The sequence below is a fragment of the Methylobacterium sp. HMF5984 genome (genome assembly GCF_045033435.1).
Classification (GTDB): Bacteria; Pseudomonadota; Alphaproteobacteria; order Rhizobiales; family Beijerinckiaceae; genus Methylobacterium.
Genome location: NZ_JBJFLN010000003.1, coordinates 22,501 through 44,943, shown reverse-complemented (window position 1 = coordinate 44,943; position 22,443 = coordinate 22,501). Strand labels below are relative to the sequence as shown.

The window sequence follows — 22,443 nt, the reverse complement described above, 5'->3', positions numbered from 1 at the left end:
TCGCGGCTGCCGGCGTGGCACTGCTCGACATGGTCGGGGGGCGCTGATGCCGACCGCCCTTCCTTTTTCGGCTGAACGGATCACCTTATCCGCCAGAGTGAGCCAACAAGGGCAAGGTTGCCGAGCGCGAGCGCGAATAGCAGCCACCACAGAACACCGGGGCCGGCGTGTGTCAGCACGACCGCACCGGCCGGTGGCGCGAGGGCCTGAGCGATCAGCCCTGGGCGCGCCAAGCGGCCGACCAGCAGTGGGTAACGTTGGGGGCCGAACAGGGCGAGCGGCACGGTGCCTCGTGCGATCGAGTAGATGCCGTTGCCGCCGCCGTAGAGCACCAGCCAGACCACGACCCCCGGCAGGCCGCACGCGAGGAGCGCCAGCCCCGCCGAGATCAGACAGAGCGCAGCGGTCAGCGTCCAGAGCGGATGATGTCGGCCCTTGAGCGCGATTTCGGCAACGCGGGCACTGACCTGGGCCGGGCCGATCAGCGCCCCATAGGACACCGCCGAGGCCAGAGCCACGCCTCGCGCTTGCAACAGCGTGATCAGGTGGACCGATATCAGCGCCATGATCGCGCAGCCCAAGGCCAGCACCCCGCCGAGCAGCAGGAACGCCCGATGCTCCCGCGACGAAAGCGGGCCGGCAGCGTCCGCATGGGCGCCGGACATCGCCGGCAGCGATGGTGGCGACGGGATCAGCAGCAGCACCAGCGGCAGCGTGACCAGGATGTGCAGTCCAGCATAGGCAAGGCAGGCGCCCCGCCATCCGACATGCGCGACCAGGTGCGCCGACAGCAGCCAGCAGATCGTGCTGGCGAACCCGCCCCACAGGGTCAGCGTCGTGATGGCCGGCCGCGCCTCCGCGCCGTACAGGCGGCCGAGCGTCGCGAACGCCGGGTCGTACAGCCCGCAGCCCATGCCGAGGCCCATCAGCAGCCATCCGGCCAGATAGATCGGCAGGACCGGCGCGAGCGCCAGTGTGCTCAGGCCGGCGGCTAGGATAAGTGCCGCCAGGGCCAGCACCGGCCGACCGCCGTGACGATGGATCGCCGCCCCGACATGCGGCGAGACGAACGCGGCCACGAGCAGGCCGAGCGCGAGGCCACCTACCACCCAGGCCAATGGCCAACCCGTGGCGGCAGCGACCGGGGCAGCCAGGACAGCCGGCAGGTAGAACGAAGAGCCCCAGGCGAGGATCTGCACTACGCCGAGGGCAGAAATCACCGGCCAGCGCCGTGCCTGGCCCATGATCCGCCTATCGTGCGCCGAGCAGCGGCAGCCAGGCCGCGAGCGCCAGTAGCGTGACCAGCAGCACGGGGGGCGTGATGACCAGGCCGACCTTCATATACTGGCCCCAGGTGATCCGCTGGCCTTTCGAGGCCAGCACGTACAGCCAGAGCAGGGTGGCGAGGCTGCCAATCGGTGTGAACTTCGGCCCGAGGTCGCAGCCGATCACGTTGGCGTAGATCATCAGCTCGCGGGTCAGTGGCGAAAGGTCCGGCGCCTGCTGGATCGACAGAGCGCCGATCAGCACGCTCGGCATGTTGTTCATGACGGATGACAGGATCGCGGCGGCAAAGCCGGTGCCGATGGTGGCGACCCACGGCCCGTGCCCGGCGAGCCAGACGAGGCCCTTGGCCAGCTCGTCGGTCAGCCCGGCGTTCCGCAGACCGTAGACTACCAGGTACATGCCGAGACTGAACAGCACGATCTGCCAAGGTGCGCCGCTCAGCACCTTGCGGATCGGAATGACCCGGCCGCGCAGGGCGAGGCCGAGCAGTACCGCCGCGCCCGCACAGGTGACAACCGACACCGGCACGCCCAGCGGCGCGGTGATGAAGTAGGCGAGCAGCAGCACGCCCAGCAATGGGAACGCCGCCTTGAACACGACCGGATCGCGGATCGCATCGCGGGGTGGTTCCAACTCGCTGACCGGGTACGTGGCCGGCAGGTCGCGGCGGTAGTAGGCCCAGAGCACCACGAGCGTCGCGGCGAGCGACACCAGGTTCACCGGCACCATGACGGCGGCGTAGCGCCCGAACGTCACGTCGAAGAAGTTCGCCGAGACGATGTTGACGAGGTTCGAGATCACCAGCGGCAGGCTGGTGGAGTCCGCGACGAACCCACAGGCGACGATGAACGCCAGCGCCGCCGCCGGCTTGAAGTTGAGCCGTAGCAGGATCGCCAGCACGATCGGGGTCAGCAGCAGGGCCGCACCGTCGTTGGCGAACACCGCCGCGATGGCAGCGCCGAGCAGGATCACCAGCGGGAACAGCAGCCGGCCCCTGCCCCCGCCCCAACGGGCGATATGCAGGGCGGCCCAATGGAAGAACCCGGCCTCATCGAGCAGCAGCGAGATGATGATGAGGGCCACGAACGTGAACGTCGCGTCCCAGACGATGTGCCAGACCACCGGAATGTCACCGGGGATGATGACCCCGGTGGCGAGGGCAACCGCTGCGCCGATCAGGGCGCTCCACCCGATCCCGAAGCCCTTCGGCTGCCAAATGACGAACACAAGGGTGACGAGGAAGATGGCAAGCGCGAGCATCGAGACGGTTTCTTCTTATTGATGGCTATGAAGTTCAGGCCGTGGCGACGCGCCGGCCATGTTCGTCCACGACCCGCTCACCGTCTTCCTTGACGAACTCACCCTGCTGGACCGGCAGGAGATCCAGCACGGCTTCGGACGGCCGGCACAGGGCGACGCCTCGGGGCGTGACGACCAGCGGGCGGTTGAGCAGGATCGGGTGCGCCTCGATGGCGTCCAGAAGCTGGCCATCAGTCAGTGCCGGATCGCCTAGGCCCAGATCAGCGAAGGGCGTGCCCTTCTCGCGCAGCACGTCGCGCACCGAGAGGCCAGCGCGGGCGAGCATCTGCACCAGCAGCGCCCGGGTCGGCGGCGTCTTCAGGTACTCGATCAAATGCGGCTCGATGCCGGCGTTGCGGATCATCGCCAGCGTGTTAAGCGAGGTGCCGCAGTCCGGGTTGTGGTAGATCACCACGTCTATCGCCTCAGGCATGGGTCGCCTCCCCGGCCGGGGTGCAGCAGGCCGCCAAGGCGGTAACGGCCGGGGTGCAGACTTCCGACCGCCCTTGGCAACAGTCCCTCATTAGAAACTCGATCAGGCCGGACAGAGCCGGGTAGGCGGCGCTGTAGATGATCGAACGGCCTTCACGCCGGGACTGGATCAGCCCAGTGCGGCACAGCTCCTTGACGTGAAAGGACAGGTTCGTGCCGGACACGCCGACCTCGCTGCCCAAGGAGCCGGCAGCCAGGCCGTCAGGCCCGGCCGTGACCAGCGCCCGCACGATGTTCAAGCGGTGTTCCTGCCCGAGGGCTGCAAAGGCAGCGACGGCTTGCGGTGTGTCCATCATTGATGCAATATCTCAATCATTATTGAAACGTAGATGAAAGCTACCCCTTGGACAAGCCTCCTCAGCCGTTCGCCGATGGCATGCCGAACCTCAGTCACGGGCATTTCGCAGTGCCGACGCCGGTAGATTTGCAGGTAGCCCAGCCGTTCACGCACGCCCCCCGTTTCCTGATCCTCTACGGATCACTGCGCGAGCGGTCGTTCAGCCGGTTCCTGGCCTACGAGGCGGCCCGGCTTCTTGAGGCGATGGGCAGCGAGGTGCGCATTTACGACGCCCACGGCCTGCCCCTGCCTGACGATGCCACCGCCGACCATCCGAAGGTGCAGGAGCTACGCAACCTCTCGATCTGGTCCGAGGGCCATGTGTGGGTGTCGCCAGAGCGGCACGGCAACATGACTGGCGTGATGAAAAGCCAGATCGACTGGTTGCCGCTCAGCGAGGGCAGCGTGCGGCCGACCCAGGGCCGCACCCTCGCCGTCATGCAGGTGTCCGGCGGTTCGCAGAGCTTCAACGCCGTGAACAGCCTGCGCCTGCTCGGCCGCTGGATGCGGATGGTGACGATCCCCAACCAGTCGTCGGTACCGATGGCCTACAAGGAGTTTGACGACGCCGGCCGGATGAAGCCGGGGCCGCTCTACGAGCGCGTGGTGGACGTGTGCGAGGAACTGATGAAGTTCACTCTGCTCACCCGCGAGCGGGCCGACTACCTCGTGGACCGCTACAGCGAGCGGAAGGAGCGCGAGCCGGAGCGCCTGAAGGCGGTGGCGGCTGATGTGGGCTTTGTGAAGCAGTAGATCGAGCGGCCAAACGCGGTACGAGAACATCGCCCCGAAGGAGGATGCCCATGAAGAAGCTACTCGTGACCACCGCCGCCCTCGTGCTGCTTAGCGCCGCCCCTGCCCTCGCCATGAGCTGCTGCGGTGGCGGCAAGGGCAAGGGCGCAATGATGTGCGGCAAGGGCGGTATGGCGATGAACCACGGCAGCCGAGGCAAGAAGGCGGGGTGCTGCTGTGAGGGCATGAGCGGCAGCAACATGAGCAAGCGCACTTAAGGCACGCTGCGCACCCGCCGGGCGGCCACACCATCGCAGCTCGCCCGGCGTGCACACCCGACCGCGGCGCGGCTGGTGGTGTGAAGTTTGAACATGGTAAGCGCCTATTAACGACTCAAGCCTGAGCTTGATGGACGTATCTACGTGACGACGGAGTTACGTCATTACGTAAGCACGCAATGAGGCAATGATGTACGTCGTCGTGGTGGCGAGCCAAAAGGGTGGGGCGGGCAAGACCTCGCTGATGCGTAGCCTCGCAGTGGCGACGCACCAAGCAGGGCACCCAACTGCTTTGCTCGATACAGATCCGCAGGGGTCGCTTACGAGTTGGTGGAACCGGCGAGAGGATCAGCAGCCGGCGCTTGTCAGGATCGAGGTCGCAGACTTTTCAGCCGGCGCGGCGCGGCTGGCGGAAGCAGGGATCGAGTTCTTGTTTGTTGACACGCCGCCTTCAGTCCGGCCGGAGCTACGCACGCTACTCGGGCATGCCAGCCTCGCCATCGTACCAGTTCGCCCCTCCCCCGACGACCTGGACGCGGTAGGTGACACCCTGGCGCTGATTGAGGATGCGGGCTGCCCGTTCGTATTCGTGCTGACGCAGGCGAAGCCGCGGACCAGATTGCAGATGCAGGCGGTGATGGCTCTAGCGAAGCATGGCAAGCTCGCGCCGACCGTGATCCACGATCGGACCGATTTCCCGACAGCCGCGATCTCGGGCAGGGCGGTCACAGAGTTAGAGCCAGAGACAACCGCCGCACGCGAGATTAAGGAAGTGCTTGAGTACGTAATGACGCAGCTGCGTAAGGACGTAGGCAAGGCGAGAGGGTGGTGAACATGGCCGGGAAACAGACACTTTCCCTTGAGGGGTTAATTCAGCCAAAGGGCGCATCGCGGCCGAGCGATGTCCCGCAGCGGGGTGAGAGTGCCGCGGCTCCGACGCCAGCCTCGGCGTTGGCAATACCTGCCGCGTCATCTCATAGCCGGGCCGTATCAACGATCGAGCCGCGCACGAAGTCCCTCACACTGCGGCTATCGGAAGGTCAGTACCAACGACTTCGCCGGTTCGCCTTTGACCGGGGGGCAAGCCATCAGGATGTGATCGAGGCCGCGCTGATGACCCACCTCGACAAGGAGGATGGCCAATGATCCCATCCATGCCTACGTCATTACGTAAGCACGTAGCTGAGGATTTGACCTGACCGGTATTTTGGACCGAGCCAATTGAGAGGCTACTGCATGGTGGCGGCCATGGGTAGCCGGAAGGCCAGACCCGGGTAGCTGACGGGCGCGGGCGGCCGATAGCCCAGCGACGAATGCGGTCGAACGCGGTTGTAGGTGGTTTGCCAGAGACCGATCACGATCTGCGCCTCCTTCAGCGAGTAGAAGATCTCCTGGCGTAGGCACTCGTCGCGCAGCTTGCCGTTAAAGCTCTCGCAGTAGCCATTCTCCCACGGGGATCCTGGCGCGATGTACTGGATCTGTGAGCCAGCTTTGGCGACCCATTTGCGCAACGCCTTGGAGATCATCTCTGGGCCATTGTCGCAGCGAATGTGCTCCGGGATGCCGTGCAGGCACATCGCGTCGGCCAGCGCCTCGATCACGCCGACGCTGTTGATGCGCCGCGCCACCTTCAGCGCGAGGCAGGCACGGCTGTGCTCGTCAATCAGCGTTAGGATGCGCAGAGAGCGCCCATCGTGCGTCTGGGCTTGCACGAAGTCGAAGCTCCAGACGTGATTGCGATGAAGCGGTCGTAGCCGCACGCAGGAGCCGTCGTTCAGCCACAAGCGGCTGCGGGGTCTATGTCGGCTGGGTGTCCGACGTCAGCACCTGTGGGACAGAATGAGGGTCTTCACGAACGGAGGATGGCTGGTTCATCGTAGCCCCTGAGGAGCGAAGATGAAGCAGACATCCGGACCGGCCAAGAAGCCGGCAGAAGCGGTGATCAAGGACATCCGTCGGGCCACACGTCGGCAGTTCTCGTCCGAGGAGAAGATCCGTGTGGTGCTGGAAGGCTTGCGTGGCGAGGACAGCATCGCGGAGTTGTGCCGACGTGAGGGGATTGCCGCCTCGATGTACTACGGCTGGTCCAAGGAGTTCCTGGAGGCTGGCAAGAAGCGCCTGTCCGGTGACACGTCTCGTGCGGCCACCACGGATGAGGTGCGGGATCTCCGTCGCGAAGCGGGGGCGCTGAAGGAGGTCGTAGCTGATCTCGTCCTGGAGAACCGTTTGCTTAAAAAAAGCATGAGCGGGGCTGGGGGCGACGAGGCATGAGGTACCCGGCCCCCGAGAAGCTGGAGATCATCCGGCTGGTCGAGCAATCCCACCTGCCGGTGCGTGCCACCCTGGACAAGCTCGGCATCACGCGCTCGACGTTCTACCGCTGGTACGACGCCTACCAGCGCGGCGGCCCCGAGGCGTTGAATGACCATCCTTCGCAGCCGAGCCGGGTCTGGAACCGTCTACCTGCAGAGATCCGCGAGCAGATCGTTGCCTTGGCTCTGGAGCAGCCTGAACTCAGTCCGCGTGAGCTGGCGGTGCGCTTCACCGACGAGCGGCGCTACTTCGTCTCGGAAGCGACCGTCTACCGGTTGCTCAAGTCTCAGAACCTGATCACCAGCCCGGCCTATATCGTCATCAAGGCCGCCGACGAGTTCCGCGATAAAACCACCGCGCCCAACCAGCTTTGGCAGACGGACTTCACCTACTTGAAGGTCGTTGGCTGGGGCTGGTACTACCTGTCGACGGTCCTGGACGACTTCTCACGCTACATCGTCGCCTGGAAGCTGTGCACGACGATGCAGGCCAGCGACGTCACCGCCACGCTCGACCTGGCGCTGGGTGCGGCTGGGCTCGATCAGGCGCGGGTGATGCCGCGGCCACGCCTGCTCTCCGACAACGGTCCAAGCTACGTCGCCAGCGACCTGGCTGACTGGCTCGGCATTCGGGGCATGACCCACATCCGCGGTGCGCCATGCCATCCGCAAACGCAGGGCAAGATCGAGCGTTGGCATCAGACACTCAAGAACCGCATCCTGCTCGAACACGCGTACTTGCCCGGCGAGTTGGAGACGCAGGTTGCCGACTTCGTCGAACACTACAACCATGCCCGAGCCCATGAGAGCCTGAGCAACCTCACGCCCGCCGACGTCTACTTCGGACGCGGCGAAGGGATCCTGGCCGAGCGGGAACGCATCAAGCGCCAGACCCTGATGGATCGCCGCTTGCGCCACCACGCGCAGGCTGCCTAACCTCTTACCCCAGATGAACCAGAGCCTCCGCTCCTGAACACCGCTGAATGTCCCAAATCATCTGACGACGGACAGATGCGAGTGGATAGGTCGTGTTGCGATGTCAACGCAGCGTGAGCGGGTGATCGCCCTCGCCGGGAAGTTACCGGGCTGCATGATGGAGGCTCGGATCAGAAAGCTAGCCGGAGATGTTCATCGTGGAGACCATCGCCAAGATCCGGCGCCTGTTCTGGGAGCATGGGAGCATCAGCTCGATGCTGGCCGCGACCAACGCATTATCCTCGATCAGCAGCACGCGCCCGGCTCGGACCCTCCAAGGATTGAGGCAACCTGAACGGGCATCGGCGACAGACCGTCAAGCAGGCGTCGGTCAGTGGTAGCGCCCGGCTTACGCGCCTGGTGGGTATGGCCCCTGGAACAGGTCGCCATCCGCCTTGCGCCGGAACAAGGTGCGCCATCGCCGTCGCCGGTGCTCCGGACGATCATGGTTCATGTGGCAGCGCTGACAGAAAGCTGCGAGGTTCGCACCACGGTTATTGGCAGTGTCGTGGTCCCGATGAGCAGCAGCCAGCACAACCTTCGTGGCGCGGAGCGTCCCAAGATCCTCGATCGTCGGCAGGGCCGAGACTGTGTGCCCCTGTCCATCGCGCCAAGCGCCACAGGCCGCATCCCACCAGCGTCCATCAGTCAGGCAGTAGACATCCTGGCCGTGTGGTCGCCCGCAGCCCTCACAAGCGCCGCCAGCGCGGCGGAAGCGGATCATGGCCGAGAGCTGCGGCCAGTCGATCGGGTAGAAGAAGCGGTGTTCAGGACGGATCGGCATCGGCTCAGCCGGTCCTGCCAGTGGCTGCAGCCGAGGCTTGGCTGCGTGCCCGCGCCTGCGGGAAGTAGCTGTAGAACGTGTCCCGGCTCACCCCAAGGCGCTTGGCGATCGCCGCGATCGAGATGGTACCCGACTGCAGCAGGGCACGACCAACCTCGATGTCGGCCGCCGTCAGCTTCTTCGGCCGGCCACCCTTACGTCCACGGGCCAGCGCCGCCTTGAGGCCTTCCATTGTGCGCTCGCGATTGAGGTCGAGGAAGTACTCGGCCATCGCGCCGTGCATCTGCAGGGCGAAGCGCCCGTGAGCGGTATCGCTGTCGAACTGCTCGGTCAGCGACCGGAAGTGGATTTCCTTCAGTCGCAGGCTGTCGATGGTGCGCATCATCTCGACGAGCGACCGGCCGAGCCGATCGAGCTTCCACACCACGAGCACGTCGGTGGGTCGCAGGTAAGCGAGCGCCGCCTCGAACTCCGGACGCTTGGTCCCAGCCTTGCCGGACTTCTTCTCCTCGAACAGCTTGTCGCACCCGGCGCCTTTCAGCGCGTCACGCTGGAGGTCGAGGTTCTGGTCGAGGGTGGAGACGCGGGCATATCCGACGAGCATGTCGGGATAGTGAGCTTGGAGCGTTTTATCCGCAATAGAAAACCGGTCATAGTTTCCCGACAGAAACGAGGCTGTTTCCGATTGCCCGCAATGTGCTCATGCTACCCGTCGGGAAAACGGTCGGATACCCGACACGTCGTTCAGGTTGCTATCGACCCATTGCAGGCCTTGAGAACGTCTGCTCTCAGGCTCTTGGTGTGTTGCGGCAGCGCTTGACGTAGCCCAGCCCGGATTTCAGGAAACGTCGATCAGACCGTTGGGACGGACGTTGTAGGTCCGAGAAGCCGATCGTACTCGGCTTCCGGCATCCCATAGCAGGCGCCCGCTTGAACAAGCAGGTGCTCGCGGTCTCGGATGATGATGGTCCCACGCTTCGTTGCGATAACCCCAGCCCGTTCCAGAACGGCCATCGCCTCGCTGACGCCGGTGCGGTTGACGCCGAGCATCAAGGAGAGGAAGCGTTGGGTCGTCGAGAGGTCGTCACCCTCAACCCGATCGTGGCACATCAGCAGCCAGCGGGCGAGACGGGCCGCCAGCGTGTAGCGTGCGTTGGCGAGCGCTGTTCCAGCCATTTGCGCAGTAACGGTTTGCACATATCGAAGTAGCCGCTCACCTAGAGGTGAGGATCGCGGCAGGATCTCGCGGAAGCTCGGAGCGGACATGACCCAGGCTGAGCCTGCATTCTGCACCCGGCCATCAAAAGGGGCCTGATCGCAGCCAAGCAAGAGAGGAGTGCCGACGAGGCCTTCGTAGCCAACGAGCCCGACCTCCGCCTGTTCGCCGTCGGGAGCTTGCGCGACGAGCGAGACAATGCCGCGTTCGATAAAATACAAACTGGTGATTGGGGTATCCGCCTGGATCAGCACGTCGCCTACCGCGAGCTTTTTTAGCGCGAGGCGGTCCTGAAGTAGATCGAAGTCGGATGGTGGCAGTCCGGCGAGCAAGCGATTGCGGCACGTGGCCTGTCGGAGCTGTGTCACGGACTCGCCCTGAAAAGGGCGGGGGCACGAACCCTCAGCCGCGTGCGCCCGAAAGATTGCAAACGATGCGCTGGTTCTAGGGAAAACGTGACCGCGGCGCAAACTTTTCATCAAATGATGATTTGAAATGTCGGATTTCCGACATAGGGTCGTTTCGGTCAAATTTTTACCGAGGCGTGATGCACCATGCACTGACCCGAAAGCTGGAAGGCTTCGAGGACCTATCGGATGACGATCGCCGGGCCCTGGACAGCCTTGTGCCGCGCATCCAGCAGGTTGGTGCACGGGTCGATCTGATCCAAGAGGGTGACGAACCCAAGGATGTTCATCTGATCCTCGATGGCCTCGCCTGCCGTTACAAGATGCTGCCGGATGGCAAACGCCAGATCATGTCCCTCTTGGTTCCAGGAGACTTCTGCGACCTGAACGTGTTCATTCTCGATCAGATGGACCACAACATCGGCACGATCTCCCCGTGTCAGGTCGTCTACATCCCGCGTCTGGCGATCGAGGAGATCACCGAGGCCCATCCGCAGATCACGCGGGCCTTCTGGTGGTGCGCCCTCGTCGATGAGGCGGTGCTGCGCGAGTGGCTGGTCAATCTCGGTGGCCGTGCCCCGGAGCAGCGTATCGCTCACCTCCTTTGCGAACTGCTGGTCCGGCTCGATGCGGTCGGGAAAGTTACGAACGACAGCTACGCCTTCCCGTTCACGCAGGCCGAGCTTGCCGATACGATGGGCTTGTCCGCCGTCCACGTGCACCGTACTCTGCGAGAGCTTCGTGATCTCGGCCTGATCACGATCAAACAGCGCGTTCTGACGATCCACGATGTCGAGCAGCTCAAGGCGTTCTGCCGGTTCACGCCGAACTACCTCCACCTCAAGAACACGCGTTGGGGCGCACGCCGGAGCGAGCCGTGGCTGAACCAGCTCCGGGGAAGTTAGGCATGGATGCGCGCGACAACGTCGAGGCGTTGCTCGTGCTGCAGCCGATCATGGTCGACACCGGCAGTCCGGATCAGGAGGGGCGGCTGGTTCTCGCCAACGGCCTGCTGATTGCCGTGCTGGTGCGCCTCGATACCCCCGACCACGAGGTAGGCACCGGCTGGTTCGTGGAGGCGGCCTTCGGGCGGCTCGTCGGGATCTCGGCGCCGATCTTCGCCTCCCTGGAGGAGGCAACGCGATGGCTGCGACAGCACCGAAAAGCATGACTCAGGCGGAGACGTCGCGAATTCCCGTTCACTTGGATGACGCGATACCATTCCCAGCAAGGCAACAAGCGTCCTCCAACCCGCTGATTAAAAAGCTCGAACACGACACCTGTGTCGTAGCACTCACGGTCCGAACCATCGCAAACACCTTCGAGCGGTCCTGCCCGTCCGCGATCCCAGGCTAAGCGTCCGCATCTGGACCAAAGCGCAAGTCCGGTTGCCAACCTTCTCGGATCCTCGGAAGGTCTGCTTCGCAGCAGCTCGGTAGAGGATGCCTTACGTCCCAGTCGGATGGGAAGCAGACCCACAATCTCATGGCTTTCCGACCCCCGCGGTTACCATTATGCGCGTCGCCATGGTGATCCGTACTGCCCTCTCCGAAGACGCCCCCACTATCTGGTCAATCATCGAGCCAGTCATCCGTGTTGGTGAGACCTACACGCTCGACCGGGACATGACGGAGGAGAAGGCGCTCGCCTACTGGATGGGATCGGACAAGGAGACATTCGTTGCCGAGGAGGACGGGATTATCCTTGGGACCTACTACATGCGCCCGAACCAAGCGGGTGGTGGTCGCCACGTCTGCAACTGCGGCTTCATGGTGAGCGCCGCTGCCACCGGGCGCGGCATTGCAGGACACATGGGCGAGCATGCCTTGGCTCATGCGCGATCACGCGGATACCGGGGCATGCAGTTCAACTTCGTGGTGAGCACGAATGGGCGGGCGGTGCGTCTCTGGCAGAAGCTTGGGTTCGAGATCGTCGGTCGATTGCCTCTCGCCTTCCACCATCCGGCCCACGGCGATGTGGATGCCTTGGTGATGTTTCAGTCGCTCTGACAACCTGCCGCTTCAGGACGGAGGGTCAGGGTCCGCTCCCCACCCTTCTCGGACCTTGCTGCATGCAGCTGTACGAGTCGGGAAAACGGTCGTTTGTCGGACGAGTAGCCGTTCGCGGAAGCACCAGTATGGAACGGTGCAGAACACGCGAGAGTACCGGGGGGGCAGGACTGAGGCCGCTGGTTCCCCGAGCGGCCCCATCACTTTGCTTGGCTACCAGCCGCGATAACCGTGTGGCCGGTCGCAGTCCCGCTCGTAGCCGTAGCCTGCGTGGCGGAAGCCGTAGCCGTAGCTGTCATGGCCACCGCCGTAGAAGCGGGCGGTGGGAGGAGCGTGGTAGACCGGTGCGTCTTCGTAGTCGTACTCGCGGACGACACGGGCAGGGCGATACTGGACCACCGGAGGCACGCTATATCCATACTCGTAGGCCGGCGCCGGGCGGCCGTAGCCGTATGCCGGAGGCTCACGGGCCTCTGCGACCGCGGCACCCAGAAGAGCGCCAGCGGCAAGACCACCGATGACGCCGGCGGCAATCGCACCGCCCCCCCGAGCCTCAGCGGCCGTCGTCCCGAGAGCGCTCACCGCGACAAGGGCCGCGGCTGTGAGAGCAGCAATCTTTTTCATCGCCCATCCCCTGATCATTCGAGGAGGCCGGCATCGTGCGAGGTGCCCGGTCTCAGTGACCCAGCCGGTGGTCTTTCGGCTGTTGAGGAGAAGAGTGGCAGAGGGAGCCTGCATCAACGCTGAAACTTGCTGGCAGCATCCATTCAGCTTTCGAGACCGTGAGGTGGAGCCGCGAAGGCGTTCGACATGCTGGCCCGGATGGTACCGTTCAAGGTCGGTGGTCTGCCTGCAGCTGCGGGCACCTACGGCGCCAAGGTCGGCCAATGTGCGCTCGTCGGCGGTATCGGTGCTGCGAAGGCCCGGCGGTCGTTCGAAGGCGGAGCGCCGCGGATGCGTTCGGACGCCCCCGCCCCGGACCCGTAGCGGTTCGGTGCCGGTGTCGGGCTGAGCAAATTATGGATTGCCGGCAGCTCAGTGAGGGCTAGGGCTGACCCACCCTCAGTGCGTGTGGTGTGATCCCCCTGCTGCTACCGTGCTTTTTACCGTGACGCTGCCGTACCTACCGCGCTGCCACCGCTCGTTACCGTGGGTCGCGATGACGTAGGGTCGGGACAGGGGATCGGCGGTAGCGGGGACAACTTCGAAAAACCAATAGAATGCTATAACAAGCCTATTGCACGGCATATGATTTTGTCTAATGTCTAGACAGGTCCATTCCATCTAGAAGCAACTTCAAGCGCGCCTCAACAGGCGCGCTTTTTTCGTTGGTGGTTTCAGTTTTCAACAAGCGACATCTTGAAACAACAGACGCCCCAGGAGGCTTGCTCCTGAGGCGTTGTTAGACCTAGCGGCCAGTCTGATCGGGCTGGGGATCCCTAGGCCAAAGGAATGGCCGCAGGTCCTAGTACGAGCCGAACTTGTAGTTCAGGCCGGCGCGCACGACAGCGAACTCGGTGCTGTTGTTGCGGTTCAAGCCGCTCTGAACGACGGTCACGCCCGGCGAAGTCAGCGTGGTGGTGCCGAAGCCGTTGGTGGCGAAGGCGCCGTTGTTGCGGTTGCCCTGGTCGAGGTTCACGTACAGGCCTTCCACCTTCAGCGTCACGGCCGAGGAGCGGAAGAAGTTCAGGAACGAGTCGGTCGGCAGGGCGTACTCGACGCCGGCGCCAGCAGCCCAGCCGGTCTGGAAGTCGTCACGGCTGCGGTTGGACAAACCGAAGTCACGACCGCCACCGCTGCCGTAGGCGAAACCGCCGGTGCCGTACACGAGGGTGCGGTCGAAGGCGTAACCGAGGCGACCGCGCACGGTGCCGAAGTAGTCGAGGCTGGAGATGCCCGACGGGTTGTACACTACCGTGCCGGGGATGATGGCAGCGATACCGCGACCATTGGGAGTAACGGCCGAGAAGCGGTTGCGGTTCTGGCCGAAGTCGACGTACTGCGCGTCGGCCTCGATGCCGATCACGACGCCCGAGCCCGGGGTGAACTGGTAGTTGTAGCCGACCTGGCCACCGCCGGTGAAGCCGTCGTTGCCGCGGTTGCCGCCGAAGGCGAGCACGCCCGAGGTCGTGGCGGTGCCGGCAGCGTTGGCGAAGATCGCGTTCCGCGGCGAGACGCCGACGACGGTGGCGCCACGGTTGTCGTTGGCATCGAAGCCGTAGCCGGCGTTGATACCGAAGTAGGCGCCCGTCCAGGTGAACACCGGAACCGGGGTGAACACCGGCGGCGGAGCGCGACGCGGAAGGTCGGCGGCCGAAGCGGCAGCGGTGAGAGCCGTGAAGGCTGCGAGGGACGTAAGGATCTTGTTCATATGTCGGGTGCCGATCGGTGTGCCTAGTTGAGTGCTAGATACCCTTTCCGCAGGCAGTTGCTGTAGCAACTAAGACACACCGGCGATCCCTATATTCTTATCCAAACACGGCCTCTCATCATGAGGTGTGCCCTGCCATCCCCCCACACTCTCCTGTAAGCCCTTCGTGAAACGACGACCTTGCTGTTGCGGCCCAGCTTTCTTGGGTCGCGCCGACGCGTTACCCCCAGAGTTAACACCCTGCCTGACTGCCGAAGGGATCCGCTTTGAGGCCGCTCCAGTCGGGCGCCAAGCCAGCTCGTGGGTGCAGTTAGATGCCGCCGAACAGGTCGCCCGAAGCGCGCCGCCGGAACAGCGTTCTGCAAGCCGCTGCGCTTGAAGCCAAGCGCTTGCTGCCTGCCATTGCCGTTGACGAGATCCCCCAGGATGAAGCCGGGCGGCTCCGACGCGGTTGCGGCCCTTCTCGTACTTCTGAACCTGCTGGAACGTGACCCCGAGCGCTTGCCCGAGCGCGGTCTGGCTCAGACCCTGGGCCGTCCGATACGCCGCGATGCGGCTTCCAATCGATCGGTCACCATCGGTGGTGAGCCTCGGCGCATGGGTGGGGGTCATTCGGGCAATCACTTTCGGGTTGGAGGTAGCCCGGCGAGCGTCACTGCTGTTCCGAACACAACTCAACACGCATTGCGCGCGATTGAGTTTCACGACATCGATCAATCCTGGGTTGCAGAAATGGCATGGCTTGGCCGTATGTGAGCTGATGCCCTGTGTTCCGCGCTCACCCGAGCTGAACCCAAACCTGGCCTCGGGATACGCATTGGTCGCGTGGATTGCCAAGGCAGATACAGTCTGGGGCTGCGTTAGAAATTCAGGCGCGCCTGAAGATTGCATCAATTGATGATTTAGGTTGTGGTGCGCGACGCAACTTCTCATAGAGGCACGCCATGCCCGCATCTCTGCAATCCATCCTCAATGCGTCGGGCTACCTCGGCACCTGGGAAACGGACCTCGACACGCAGATCATTGAACTCACGGGTGCGCTCCCCCGCGTGCTTGCAGTCGATGAGGCACAAGGCGCGTCGGGAGTCCCTGTCACGATGTTTCTAAAAGGCGTGCACCCGGCAGATCGAGAGCGCGTCGCTTATCTCGTCCACGAGGCTCATAGCACTGCAGGACGGTTCGAAGCCGAGTTTCGAACCTGCGATCGAGAGGGCGGCGTTCACTGGGTCTCCGCACGTGGGAGGGTCGAGACCGATGAGAACGGTCGGGGCTTGCGCTGCATCGGGCTGATGGCGGACCTGACCGAGGCGCGCCAAGCTGGTCAGGCAGCAACCGACCATACGATGCGGACGATCGATCGGGTGGTCGATGCGCTCATCGCGCTTCGGGCTGTGACAAAGGAGCTAGGCTCGCCGGTCCTGCCGACCTTGGTCGATGTCATGCTCTTCGAACTGGGGACGATCCTGGCCCGAAAGATGGGGCCGAGCGTCACCGACCACGTGCACTGACGAGATTTTAGCTGGGCTACAGCAGCACGGTTGCCGCTTCGCGGGTCCCTGTGGCAGGCGACTGGGTAACGGACCAGACTTGCTCGATCGTTTCGCGCAGAGCTGCTGGCATGAACGGCTTGATGAGGCAGGCGTTCACACCAGCCCGACGCGCGGCGACGAAGCAGTGGGCCTGCTCCTTCGTCGTCATGATGACGAACGGCGTCTCGCGGAGCTGCGGATCGTCGCGCACCTGGCGCAGCAGCTCGTAGCCGGTCATCGGGTGCATGTTCCAATCCGCGATGACGAGGCCGTAGCGGCGCTGGTTCATCATCGCGAGCGCGGCAGCTCCATCGGCAGCCTCATGCACGTCGGTCAACCCGACCTGTTCGAGGGTCGCCCGCACCACGACACGGATCAAAGGCACATCATCCACGACGAGCACGGGAAGCGATCGTGGCGATGTCACATCAACCCCTACAGCGACCTCGGTTCGGCCCCGCCCCGATCTGCTCACGGGACGGGGGAACCCCGGATCTCACCAGCGCGGCCGATACGCAACTTGGCCCGGACGTGGGATGCGGCTCCTCCGGTTAGAAGCACGTCACCAAGGCGGGTGTCGGGGTGTGCCGGAACGGGTCGCAGAGCGGCTTCAGGCCGTCTCGGCAACCTTCTTCCGGCCGCGAGCCTTCGGAGCTGCCTCAGGGGCATTTACGGGAGCCTCCACGGCCTTGGGCTTCCGGCCGCGGGCCTTTGGCGCCTCAGAGACCGTCTCGCTGGCAGCGGCGGCCTTGGGCGACGCCTTGCGCCGCTGCTGGCCGAGGCCGAGCGAGCGCGCCAGCTCGGATCGTTGGGCAGAGTAGCTGGCGGCGGTCGATGGGTAGTCCGACGGCAGGCCGTAGCGCGCGCGGTAAGTCTCCATCGTCAGGCCGGCTTTGGTCAGATGGCGCTTCAGTGTCTTGTAGCTTTTCCCATCAACGAAGCTGATGAGCGCGTCCGGAGTGACGGACTTCTTCACCTGCGCCGGCGTCGGCTTCTCGGGACCGGCATCCTCAGCGGGTGCCCCGTTGGCAAGACCAGACAAGGCCGCGTGCACGCTGGCGATGACGTTTGGCAACTCAGAGATCGGAACGTTGTTGTTCGACACGTATGCCGCAACGAGGTTGGCAGCGAGTTCCATGAAGTTGGTGGATTGAGCTTCAGCTTGTTCGTCCACGGCCGTTCCTTCCATCAAGAGGATCTACCGCTCTACCGCATCAGGCCGTGGGTCAAGCCGCACCTATGAAGAATACACCGCCGAGTGCTGCAACACGCATAGAGATTTGTTACTGCGCCTCAATGTTGGTCCCAATGAAGGTAGAGACGCCCCGGACCGCTTGGTCGACCGCGCCCGCCCCCACGGGACGCCCCGGCGCACCTCCTCACCAAGTCCAGTCCTCCAAGCATGCGCGTAGCTCAAAGCAGGATCGCATGGACATGTGTGTGACATACCTTGATCTGGCATGAATGGTGATAGATCTCACGCCGGTAGCGTACTCATAGGACAACCTCAATGATAAAAGAAAACCAGGGACAGAGCCCCGAAACGCTCGCGCTGGCCTGCGAAATCGTTGCGGCCTACGTTGCGAACAACTCTATCCCGGTCCCTGAGCTTCCGAAGCTGATTGGAAGCGTGCATGCGGCTCTGTTGGGCCTCTACAACGGCTTAGGGACCGCGAGCATGGACTCCCCGGCCGAAGAGGTCGAGAAGCCAACCTCCGCCCAAATCAAAAAGTCGATTACACCAGACGCGCTCACCAGCTTCGTTGATGGCAAGCGGTACAAGACTCTGAAGCGCCATCTCAGCAAACACGGTCTCGACCCGCATTCCTACCGGGCGAAGTTCGGCCTCCCTGCTGACTACCCAATGGTCTCACCCTCGTACTCTGAGGCGCGCTCTGCCCTCGCGAAGAACATCGGGCTCGGCCGGCCTGGCCGCGCAGCTGCCTAAGGATCTACAGAAGCCCGTCGCGACCAGCGGCGGGTCGGGTGCACGGTGCCTGCTGTTGCCCGTATCTTGGCGCCTCTGGCCGCCGGCTGTCGACATGACGAGGCTGGGATTGCCGCAGCAGCCGAGTGCCGGGACACGGCACACCTTCGCGAGATCCTGAGGGGGATCACGGGGAAGCTCACCGCTGTCGGGGGGCGGGTCGGCCCCCGCGAGGGCCGCATCCGCATTGCTAAGACGAAGCCGGCCACACGCTCCCGCGATAGGGTGACACGGTTCAGCAACCAGATCGCCACATGCTGATCATGGTGCAGCGGTAGACACCTCCGCTCCTGCGATGAACCGGAGCATGTGCATGGTACTCGCCGACCTCGACAAGCGTGCCGAGCTGACTGTCTGGCCGTCCAGCGAACCAGCTCATACTGCACGCGGGCAGGCGTTCTCCACACTACGCGAAGCCCTTGTGGCTGCGGCCGAAAGCATCCAGGCCAACGACGCACAGCCCTGGATCATCACCGAGGACGGCGACATCCTTTCGCCGCGCTGGATCAGGGCAAACGCCGATCCGCACCAGCTACAGTAAGATGGCAAAGGACAGGCCATAAGCGGACGCCGGCGGTTCCTGTCCCCCCGCTGCATCGACGTTCACACGATCACCCGGCGCGAGGCTTCACAAGTACAGCGCAAGTAACTGGCCCGTACCGACCTGTCATCGCGTGCTCTGTGTGCTGGACTGCCTGTCGGCGTTCGCGACCGCCGCCGGCGCGTAAGCGTCAAGGAGCCCACCGTGTAGCAGATGGTCAATCGCTGACCAGGACTAATAGGAGGCTATAGGGGGCACGATGTCTACCGCTGAAGGCTGACAGGCATTTTACCTCTCTTACAGGATGACAGGTGTATCGTTCGTTCCGAACCCTGGAGTTCCTGGATCGCGATCGCCTGCCTGTGGTCTCGCCGGGCAGAAACTAACACGGCACGCCGGTCCATATGCAGCCTTCCCCCTGGGTCCCGATAGACCCCATGGACCAAGCTGAGGCTGCCGCTGCAACGCAGACCATCATCCTCAATCAGCTCGCCGAGGGCGTGATCGTCACCGATGCAGCAGGTCGGATCACGATGGTGAACGGGGCTGCAGCCGCCATCCATGGCGTAGCTCGCCTCGATGTCGTGCCCGACAACTACAGCGATACCTACCACCTCTTCACAGAGGACGGCCGACCGTATCCACCGCTTGATTTGCCGCTCGCTCGTGCAGTGCGGGGAGAGACAGTCCGAGAGGCACGGTGGCGGATCGTTCGACCGGACGGAGTCGAGGTGCTTGCGATCGGCAATGCGCAACCTCTTCGCGGAGCGGATGGCCAGCAGATTGGAGCTGTGCTGACATTACGGGATGAGACCGCGAGGGAGTCTGCGGAGCGCGCCCTCTTCGAACTGAACGCGACACTCGCACAGCGTGTCGAGGAGCAGACGCGCGTTGCCGAACAGGCACGCATTGCAGCCGAGCACGCGAGCGAGGCCAAGAGCGACTTCCTCGCGGCGATGAGCCACGAGATCCGCACGCCCCTGAACGGCATCCTCGGCTACGCTGACATGCTGCTCGACGGGCGACATTTGAGGGCAGAGGACCAGCGCCGACTGGAGCTGATCCAAGGGTGTGGTGCTGCGCTGCTCACCGTCGTCAACGACATCCTCGACTTCTCGAAGATCGAGGCCGGGCAGCTGACCCTCGACCCGGTCTCGTTCCCGCTGGTCTCGGTGATCGACAACACCGTCTCGATCGTCCGCGGCGGCGCGCTGAAGAGCAACCTGCGGATCGAGACCCGGATCGACCCGGATCTGCCCGCCTTCGTCCTCGGCGACGCGAGCCGGCTGCGCCAGGTGCTGCTGAACCTGCTGAACAACGCGGTGAAGTTCACCCCCGTCGGCTCGGTGACCCTCGTGGTCCGGCGCGAGCGCTCGGGGGCGCGCGGCCACGACCTGCGCTTCGAGGTCACCGACACCGGCATCGGGATCAATTCGGCGCAGCAGGACCGGCTGTTCAAGCGCTTCAGCCAGGTCGACGGCTCGATCAGCCGGCGCTTCGGCGGCACCGGCCTCGGCCTGGTGATCTGCCGCCACCTGCTCTCGTTGATGGGCGGCGAGATCGGCGTCAGCAGCCGCGAGGGCGTCGGCTCGACCTTCTGGTTCACCCTCACGCTGCCGCCGGGCGAGGAGACCGGGGTCGCGGCGGCAACGTCCGCGGCTCCGGCCACGGACCCCGCCGGACGCGCCGTCCGGCTGCTTCTCGCCGAGGACGTGCCGCTCAACCAGGAGCTCGCCTGCGCGGTGCTCGAGGCGCAGGGCTACGTGGTGGACGTGGTCGAGGACGGCGCCGAGGCGATCGTCGCGGTCGAGGCGGCGCTGAAGCAGGGCAGGGGCTACGACCTCGTGCTGATGGACGTGCAGATGCCGGTGATGGACGGCCTGACCGCGACGCGCCACATCCGCGCGCTGGCGTCGCCGGCCCGCGAGATCCCGATCGTGGCGATGACCGCCAACGTGCTGCCTCAACAGGTCAGCGCAGCTCGGGCAGCTGGTATGGACGACCACGTCAGCAAGCCCTTCCGCCGCGCCGACCTCTACGCCACCATCGCGCGCTGGACCGGGCCGCAGCGTGAGACCCGCCCGGCCGCCCCGATCCCGGCGCCGGACGGCGCGAACGCGGTGCTCGACCCGGCGGTGTTCGACGCCCTCAAGGACGGCTTCGGGCCGGAGCGCGTGGCGACGCTGCTCAACCTGATGGGCAGCGAGATGCGCGACCGCTTCCGCACCGACGAGGACGACCGGGTCCAGGTCGCCCACGACGCGCACGCGCTGGTCTCGGCCGCCGGCATGCTCGGCTTCACCCGGCTGTCGCGCCTGTGCCGCGAGATCGAGGCCGCCGCCCACGGCGACGGCGACTTGCGCCCGCTCATCCACCGGCTCGAGATCCAGCGGGCCGAGGTGCTGGGCACGATCCACAGGCTCAGGGCGGCATAGTACCCCACAAAGTCTGAGGCCCGCCCGGCTCAACGCTTCGCAAGAGTTCCACCTGTCCACAGAGGCGTGGGACGAGACGCATAGGCTCAGCGTCGCCCTGGCTCACTTGGCCGGGGTCTAGTAACCATCCTTCTCGGAAGTTGCTGCATACAGGCATAGCGTCGAGAAAACGGTCGCTTCTCCCTACCGCAGACATTCAGATAACCACCCAACCCAGATGTAGGTCATCCTCGATCAAGTTGCCGCAAAGCGGAAGTTCCCCGGGTCTTAGAAGGGCCGGAAGCGGAGGGACTATTCAGTATGACTATACACAGCCTGGACCGCCGGCAGGGTCCACAGGCTTGTCTGCCGGGCACTGGCCTGACCGGCTGGCTTTGGACCGGGCTGATTGAGAGGATCAGCCAGGACCAAAGGAGTTGGACATGCGGCGAGGCCAGAAGACGAACGCGGAGCAGGTCGTGCTCAAGCTGCGTCAGATTGAGGTGCAGACGGCCCAGGGCAAGAGTTTGGCCCTTGCATGCAGGGAGGCGGAGATCTCCGAGCAGAGTTACTACCGCTGGCGCAAGGAGTACGGCGGCCTTCAGGTCGATCAAGCCAGGAAGATGAAGGATCTGGAGCGCGAGAACGCTCGTCTGCGCCGGCTCGTCGCCGACCTTTCTCTAGAGAAGCAGGTGCTGGCGGACGTCGCCTCGGGAAACTTGTAGCCCCCGAGCGACGCAGGCAGGCGGTGAACGGCATCCGCGAGAAGTACGGCCTCTCGGAACGTCACGCCTGCCGGATCGTCGGTCAGCACCGCGGCACGCAACGCTACGTGCCTACCGTGCTGGCCGACGAGGATGCACTGACCCAGGCCATGATCGCCCTGGCGTCCGAGTACGGACGCTACGGCTACCGCCGAGTCACCGCGCTGCTACAGGCAGCCGGCTGGCAGGTAGGCAAAGACCGGGTTCAGCGCATCTGGCGTCGCGAGGGGCTGAAGGTCCCCAGCCGACATAGACCCCGCAGCCGCTTGTGGCTGAACGACGGCTCCTGCGTGCGGCTACGACCGCTTCATCGCAATCACGTCTGGAGCTTCGACTTCGTGCAAGCCCAGACGCACGATGGGCGCTCTCTGCGCATCCTAACGCTGATTGACGAGCACAGCCGTGCCTGCCTCGCGCTGAAGGTGGCGCGGCGCATCAACAGCGTCGGCGTGATCGAGGCGCTGGCCGACGCGATGTGCCTGCACGGCATCCCGGAGCACATTCGCTGCGACAATGGCCCAGAGATGATCTCCAAGGCGTTGCGCAAATGGGTCGCCAAAGCTGGCTCACAGATCCAGTACATCGCGCCAGGATCCCCGTGGGAGAATGGCTACTGCGAGAGCTTTAACGGCAAGCTGCGCGACGAGTGCCTACGCCAGGAGATCTTCTACTCGCTGAAGGAGGCGCAGATCGTGATCGGTCTCTGGCA

General features: G+C 64.3%; 22 protein-coding genes and 3 pseudogenes (1 of these 25 only partly in view). 12 read left to right on the top strand and 13 right to left on the bottom strand.

Annotated elements, in window-relative coordinates; all coding sequences use genetic code 11:
- Positions 1-80: 80 nt before the first annotated feature.
- Genes ACFZ8E_RS27105 through ACFZ8E_RS27090 form a run of 4 tightly spaced genes read right to left on the bottom strand, consistent with a single transcriptional unit; the run spans position 81 to position 3,374 of the window.
- Positions 81-1,244 carry an MFS transporter gene (locus ACFZ8E_RS27105; protein WP_405044557.1) on the bottom strand — a complete coding sequence of 388 codons (1,164 nt, stop codon included), beginning with the start codon at positions 1,242-1,244 and terminating at the stop codon, positions 81-83.
- A 7-nt stretch (positions 1,245-1,251) separates the two neighbouring features.
- A complete protein-coding gene (locus tag ACFZ8E_RS27100) occupies positions 1,252-2,547 on the bottom strand; it encodes an arsenic transporter (RefSeq protein WP_405044556.1) in 1,296 nt (431 codons plus the stop codon).
- Positions 2,548-2,581: 34 nt separating this feature from the next.
- Positions 2,582-3,019, bottom strand: a complete 438-nt coding sequence (gene arsC / locus ACFZ8E_RS27095; RefSeq protein WP_405044555.1) for an arsenate reductase (glutaredoxin) — start codon at positions 3,017-3,019, stop codon at positions 2,582-2,584.
- Positions 3,012-3,374 (bottom strand): ArsR/SmtB family transcription factor, encoded by a 363-nt coding sequence (locus ACFZ8E_RS27090; protein WP_405044554.1) that lies wholly within the window; start codon positions 3,372-3,374, stop codon positions 3,012-3,014. Before ACFZ8E_RS27090 ends, arsC begins: the two co-directional genes overlap by 8 nt.
- Before the next feature lie 47 nt (positions 3,375-3,421).
- On the opposite strand from ACFZ8E_RS27090, the gene arsH reads away from it, so the two are divergent.
- The 3 genes from arsH (at position 3,422) to ACFZ8E_RS27075 (ending at position 5,257) form a co-directional block, all read left to right on the top strand.
- Complete coding sequence (gene arsH / locus ACFZ8E_RS27085) at positions 3,422-4,168, top strand: arsenical resistance protein ArsH (protein ID WP_405044553.1); 747 nt, start codon at positions 3,422-3,424, stop codon at positions 4,166-4,168.
- 50 nt (positions 4,169-4,218) lie between these two features.
- Positions 4,219-4,425 (top strand): hypothetical protein, encoded by a 207-nt coding sequence (locus ACFZ8E_RS27080; protein ID WP_405044552.1) that lies wholly within the window; start codon positions 4,219-4,221, stop codon positions 4,423-4,425.
- A gap of 187 nt (positions 4,426-4,612) precedes the next feature.
- Positions 4,613-5,257: an AAA family ATPase gene (locus ACFZ8E_RS27075; RefSeq protein ID WP_405044551.1), complete on the top strand. Its 645-nt coding sequence runs from the start codon at positions 4,613-4,615 to the stop codon at positions 5,255-5,257.
- 397 nt (positions 5,258-5,654) lie between these two features.
- Here ACFZ8E_RS27075 and ACFZ8E_RS27070 read toward each other — a convergent pair.
- Positions 5,655-6,242, bottom strand: a pseudogene (locus ACFZ8E_RS27070) (integrase core domain-containing protein); the annotation flags it as partial.
- Positions 6,243-6,321: 79 nt separating this feature from the next.
- Here ACFZ8E_RS27070 and ACFZ8E_RS27065 point away from each other — a divergent pair.
- Positions 6,322-7,673, top strand: a protein-coding gene (locus ACFZ8E_RS27065; RefSeq protein WP_405041759.1) for an IS3-like element ISMex16 family transposase whose coding sequence is annotated in 2 segments (ribosomal slippage) — positions 6,322-6,658 and positions 6,658-7,673 — 1,353 coding nt in all. Because the reading frame shifts where the segments join, the coding sequence is not laid out codon by codon here.
- Between the two features lie 388 nt (positions 7,674-8,061).
- Here ACFZ8E_RS27065 and ACFZ8E_RS27060 read toward each other — a convergent pair.
- From ACFZ8E_RS27060 to ACFZ8E_RS27050, 3 genes are all read right to left on the bottom strand, one after another.
- Positions 8,062-8,496: a hypothetical protein gene (locus tag ACFZ8E_RS27060; protein WP_405044550.1), complete on the bottom strand. Its 435-nt coding sequence runs from the start codon at positions 8,494-8,496 to the stop codon at positions 8,062-8,064.
- A gap of 4 nt (positions 8,497-8,500) precedes the next feature.
- Positions 8,501-9,100: a recombinase family protein gene (locus tag ACFZ8E_RS27055; RefSeq protein ID WP_405044549.1), complete on the bottom strand. Its 600-nt coding sequence runs from the start codon at positions 9,098-9,100 to the stop codon at positions 8,501-8,503.
- Positions 9,101-9,348: 248 nt separating this feature from the next.
- Positions 9,349-10,044: a Crp/Fnr family transcriptional regulator gene (locus tag ACFZ8E_RS27050; RefSeq protein ID WP_405044548.1), complete on the bottom strand. Its 696-nt coding sequence runs from the start codon at positions 10,042-10,044 to the stop codon at positions 9,349-9,351.
- A gap of 215 nt (positions 10,045-10,259) precedes the next feature.
- On the opposite strand from ACFZ8E_RS27050, the gene ACFZ8E_RS27045 reads away from it, so the two are divergent.
- From ACFZ8E_RS27045 to ACFZ8E_RS27035, 3 genes are all read left to right on the top strand, one after another.
- Positions 10,260-11,024, top strand: coding sequence for a Crp/Fnr family transcriptional regulator (locus tag ACFZ8E_RS27045; RefSeq protein ID WP_405044547.1), 765 nt, complete (start codon positions 10,260-10,262; stop codon positions 11,022-11,024).
- A gap of 2 nt (positions 11,025-11,026) precedes the next feature.
- The gene (locus ACFZ8E_RS27040; protein ID WP_405044546.1) at positions 11,027-11,290 is read left to right on the top strand and encodes a hypothetical protein; all 264 of its coding nucleotides are present in this window, start codon (positions 11,027-11,029) and stop codon (positions 11,288-11,290) included.
- 355 nt (positions 11,291-11,645) lie between these two features.
- A complete protein-coding gene (locus ACFZ8E_RS27035) occupies positions 11,646-12,128 on the top strand; it encodes a GNAT family N-acetyltransferase (protein WP_405044558.1) in 483 nt (160 codons plus the stop codon).
- Positions 12,129-12,341: 213 nt separating this feature from the next.
- On the opposite strand, the gene ACFZ8E_RS27030 is transcribed toward ACFZ8E_RS27035, so the two are convergent.
- The 3 genes and pseudogenes from ACFZ8E_RS27030 to ACFZ8E_RS27020 form a co-directional block, all read right to left on the bottom strand.
- On the bottom strand, positions 12,342-12,752 hold the full coding sequence (locus ACFZ8E_RS27030; protein WP_405044545.1) for a hypothetical protein: 411 nt from the start codon (positions 12,750-12,752) through the stop codon (positions 12,342-12,344).
- An 841-nt stretch (positions 12,753-13,593) separates the two neighbouring features.
- Entirely contained in the window at positions 13,594-14,499 is a 906-nt protein-coding gene (locus ACFZ8E_RS27025) for an outer membrane protein (protein ID WP_405044544.1), read from the bottom strand.
- Positions 14,500-14,928: 429 nt separating this feature from the next.
- Positions 14,929-15,111, bottom strand: a pseudogene (locus ACFZ8E_RS27020) (helix-turn-helix domain-containing protein); the annotation flags it as partial.
- 332 nt (positions 15,112-15,443) lie between these two features.
- Between ACFZ8E_RS27020 and ACFZ8E_RS27015 the strand changes: the two are divergent.
- Positions 15,444-16,007, top strand: a complete 564-nt coding sequence (locus ACFZ8E_RS27015; protein ID WP_405044543.1) for a PAS domain-containing protein — start codon at positions 15,444-15,446, stop codon at positions 16,005-16,007.
- Between the two features lie 16 nt (positions 16,008-16,023).
- Here the strand turns inward: ACFZ8E_RS27015 and ACFZ8E_RS27010 are convergent, their stop codons facing one another.
- Both ACFZ8E_RS27010 and ACFZ8E_RS27005 read right to left on the bottom strand, forming a co-directional pair.
- Positions 16,024-16,431, bottom strand: a complete 408-nt coding sequence (locus tag ACFZ8E_RS27010; RefSeq protein ID WP_405044542.1) for a response regulator — start codon at positions 16,429-16,431, stop codon at positions 16,024-16,026.
- 207 nt (positions 16,432-16,638) lie between these two features.
- Positions 16,639-17,202 (bottom strand): MucR family transcriptional regulator, encoded by a 564-nt coding sequence (locus tag ACFZ8E_RS27005; protein WP_405044541.1) that lies wholly within the window; start codon positions 17,200-17,202, stop codon positions 16,639-16,641.
- Between the two features lie 336 nt (positions 17,203-17,538).
- On the opposite strand from ACFZ8E_RS27005, the gene ACFZ8E_RS27000 reads away from it, so the two are divergent.
- The 4 genes and pseudogenes from ACFZ8E_RS27000 to ACFZ8E_RS26985 form a co-directional block, all read left to right on the top strand.
- Entirely contained in the window at positions 17,539-17,976 is a 438-nt protein-coding gene (locus ACFZ8E_RS27000) for a MucR family transcriptional regulator (RefSeq protein ID WP_405044540.1), read from the top strand.
- A 352-nt stretch (positions 17,977-18,328) separates the two neighbouring features.
- Positions 18,329-18,556, top strand: a complete 228-nt coding sequence (locus ACFZ8E_RS26995; RefSeq protein WP_405044539.1) for a hypothetical protein — start codon at positions 18,329-18,331, stop codon at positions 18,554-18,556.
- A gap of 449 nt (positions 18,557-19,005) precedes the next feature.
- Positions 19,006-20,991: pseudogene (locus ACFZ8E_RS26990) on the top strand (ATP-binding protein); the annotation flags it as partial.
- A 422-nt stretch (positions 20,992-21,413) separates the two neighbouring features.
- Positions 21,414-22,443 (top strand): IS3 family transposase gene (locus tag ACFZ8E_RS26985; protein ID WP_405042273.1). Its coding sequence is split into 2 segments (ribosomal slippage): positions 21,414-21,681 and positions 21,681-22,443, totalling 1,143 coding nucleotides (it continues 112 nt past the right edge of the window); the frame shifts between segments, so codons are not numbered across the junction.

Excerpts from the sequence above, each read along its gene's own strand:
- ACFZ8E_RS27105 (WP_405044557.1), bottom strand. The coding sequence starts at position 1,244 with ATGGGCCAGGCACGGCGCTGGCCGGTGATTTCTGCCCTCGGCGTAGTG.
- ACFZ8E_RS27100 (WP_405044556.1), bottom strand. The coding sequence starts at position 2,547 with ATGCTCGCGCTTGCCATCTTCCTCGTCACCCTTGTGTTCGTCATTTGG.
- arsC (WP_405044555.1), bottom strand. The coding sequence starts at position 3,019 with ATGCCTGAGGCGATAGACGTGGTGATCTACCACAACCCGGACTGCGGC.
- ACFZ8E_RS27090 (WP_405044554.1), bottom strand. The coding sequence starts at position 3,374 with ATGATGGACACACCGCAAGCCGTCGCTGCCTTTGCAGCCCTCGGGCAG.
- ACFZ8E_RS27080 (WP_405044552.1), top strand. The coding sequence starts at position 4,219 with ATGAAGAAGCTACTCGTGACCACCGCCGCCCTCGTGCTGCTTAGCGCC.
- ACFZ8E_RS27075 (WP_405044551.1), top strand. The coding sequence starts at position 4,613 with ATGATGTACGTCGTCGTGGTGGCGAGCCAAAAGGGTGGGGCGGGCAAG.
- ACFZ8E_RS27060 (WP_405044550.1), bottom strand. The coding sequence starts at position 8,496 with ATGCCGATCCGTCCTGAACACCGCTTCTTCTACCCGATCGACTGGCCG.
- ACFZ8E_RS27055 (WP_405044549.1), bottom strand. The coding sequence starts at position 9,100 with ATGCTCGTCGGATATGCCCGCGTCTCCACCCTCGACCAGAACCTCGAC.
- ACFZ8E_RS27045 (WP_405044547.1), top strand. The coding sequence starts at position 10,260 with ATGCACCATGCACTGACCCGAAAGCTGGAAGGCTTCGAGGACCTATCG.
- ACFZ8E_RS27040 (WP_405044546.1), top strand. The coding sequence starts at position 11,027 with ATGGATGCGCGCGACAACGTCGAGGCGTTGCTCGTGCTGCAGCCGATC.
- ACFZ8E_RS27035 (WP_405044558.1), top strand. The coding sequence starts at position 11,646 with ATGGTGATCCGTACTGCCCTCTCCGAAGACGCCCCCACTATCTGGTCA.
- ACFZ8E_RS27030 (WP_405044545.1), bottom strand. The coding sequence starts at position 12,752 with ATGAAAAAGATTGCTGCTCTCACAGCCGCGGCCCTTGTCGCGGTGAGC.
- ACFZ8E_RS27025 (WP_405044544.1), bottom strand. The coding sequence starts at position 14,499 with ATGAACAAGATCCTTACGTCCCTCGCAGCCTTCACGGCTCTCACCGCT.
- ACFZ8E_RS27015 (WP_405044543.1), top strand. The coding sequence starts at position 15,444 with ATGCCCGCATCTCTGCAATCCATCCTCAATGCGTCGGGCTACCTCGGC.
- ACFZ8E_RS27000 (WP_405044540.1), top strand. The coding sequence starts at position 17,539 with ATGATAAAAGAAAACCAGGGACAGAGCCCCGAAACGCTCGCGCTGGCC.
- ACFZ8E_RS26995 (WP_405044539.1), top strand. The coding sequence starts at position 18,329 with ATGGTACTCGCCGACCTCGACAAGCGTGCCGAGCTGACTGTCTGGCCG.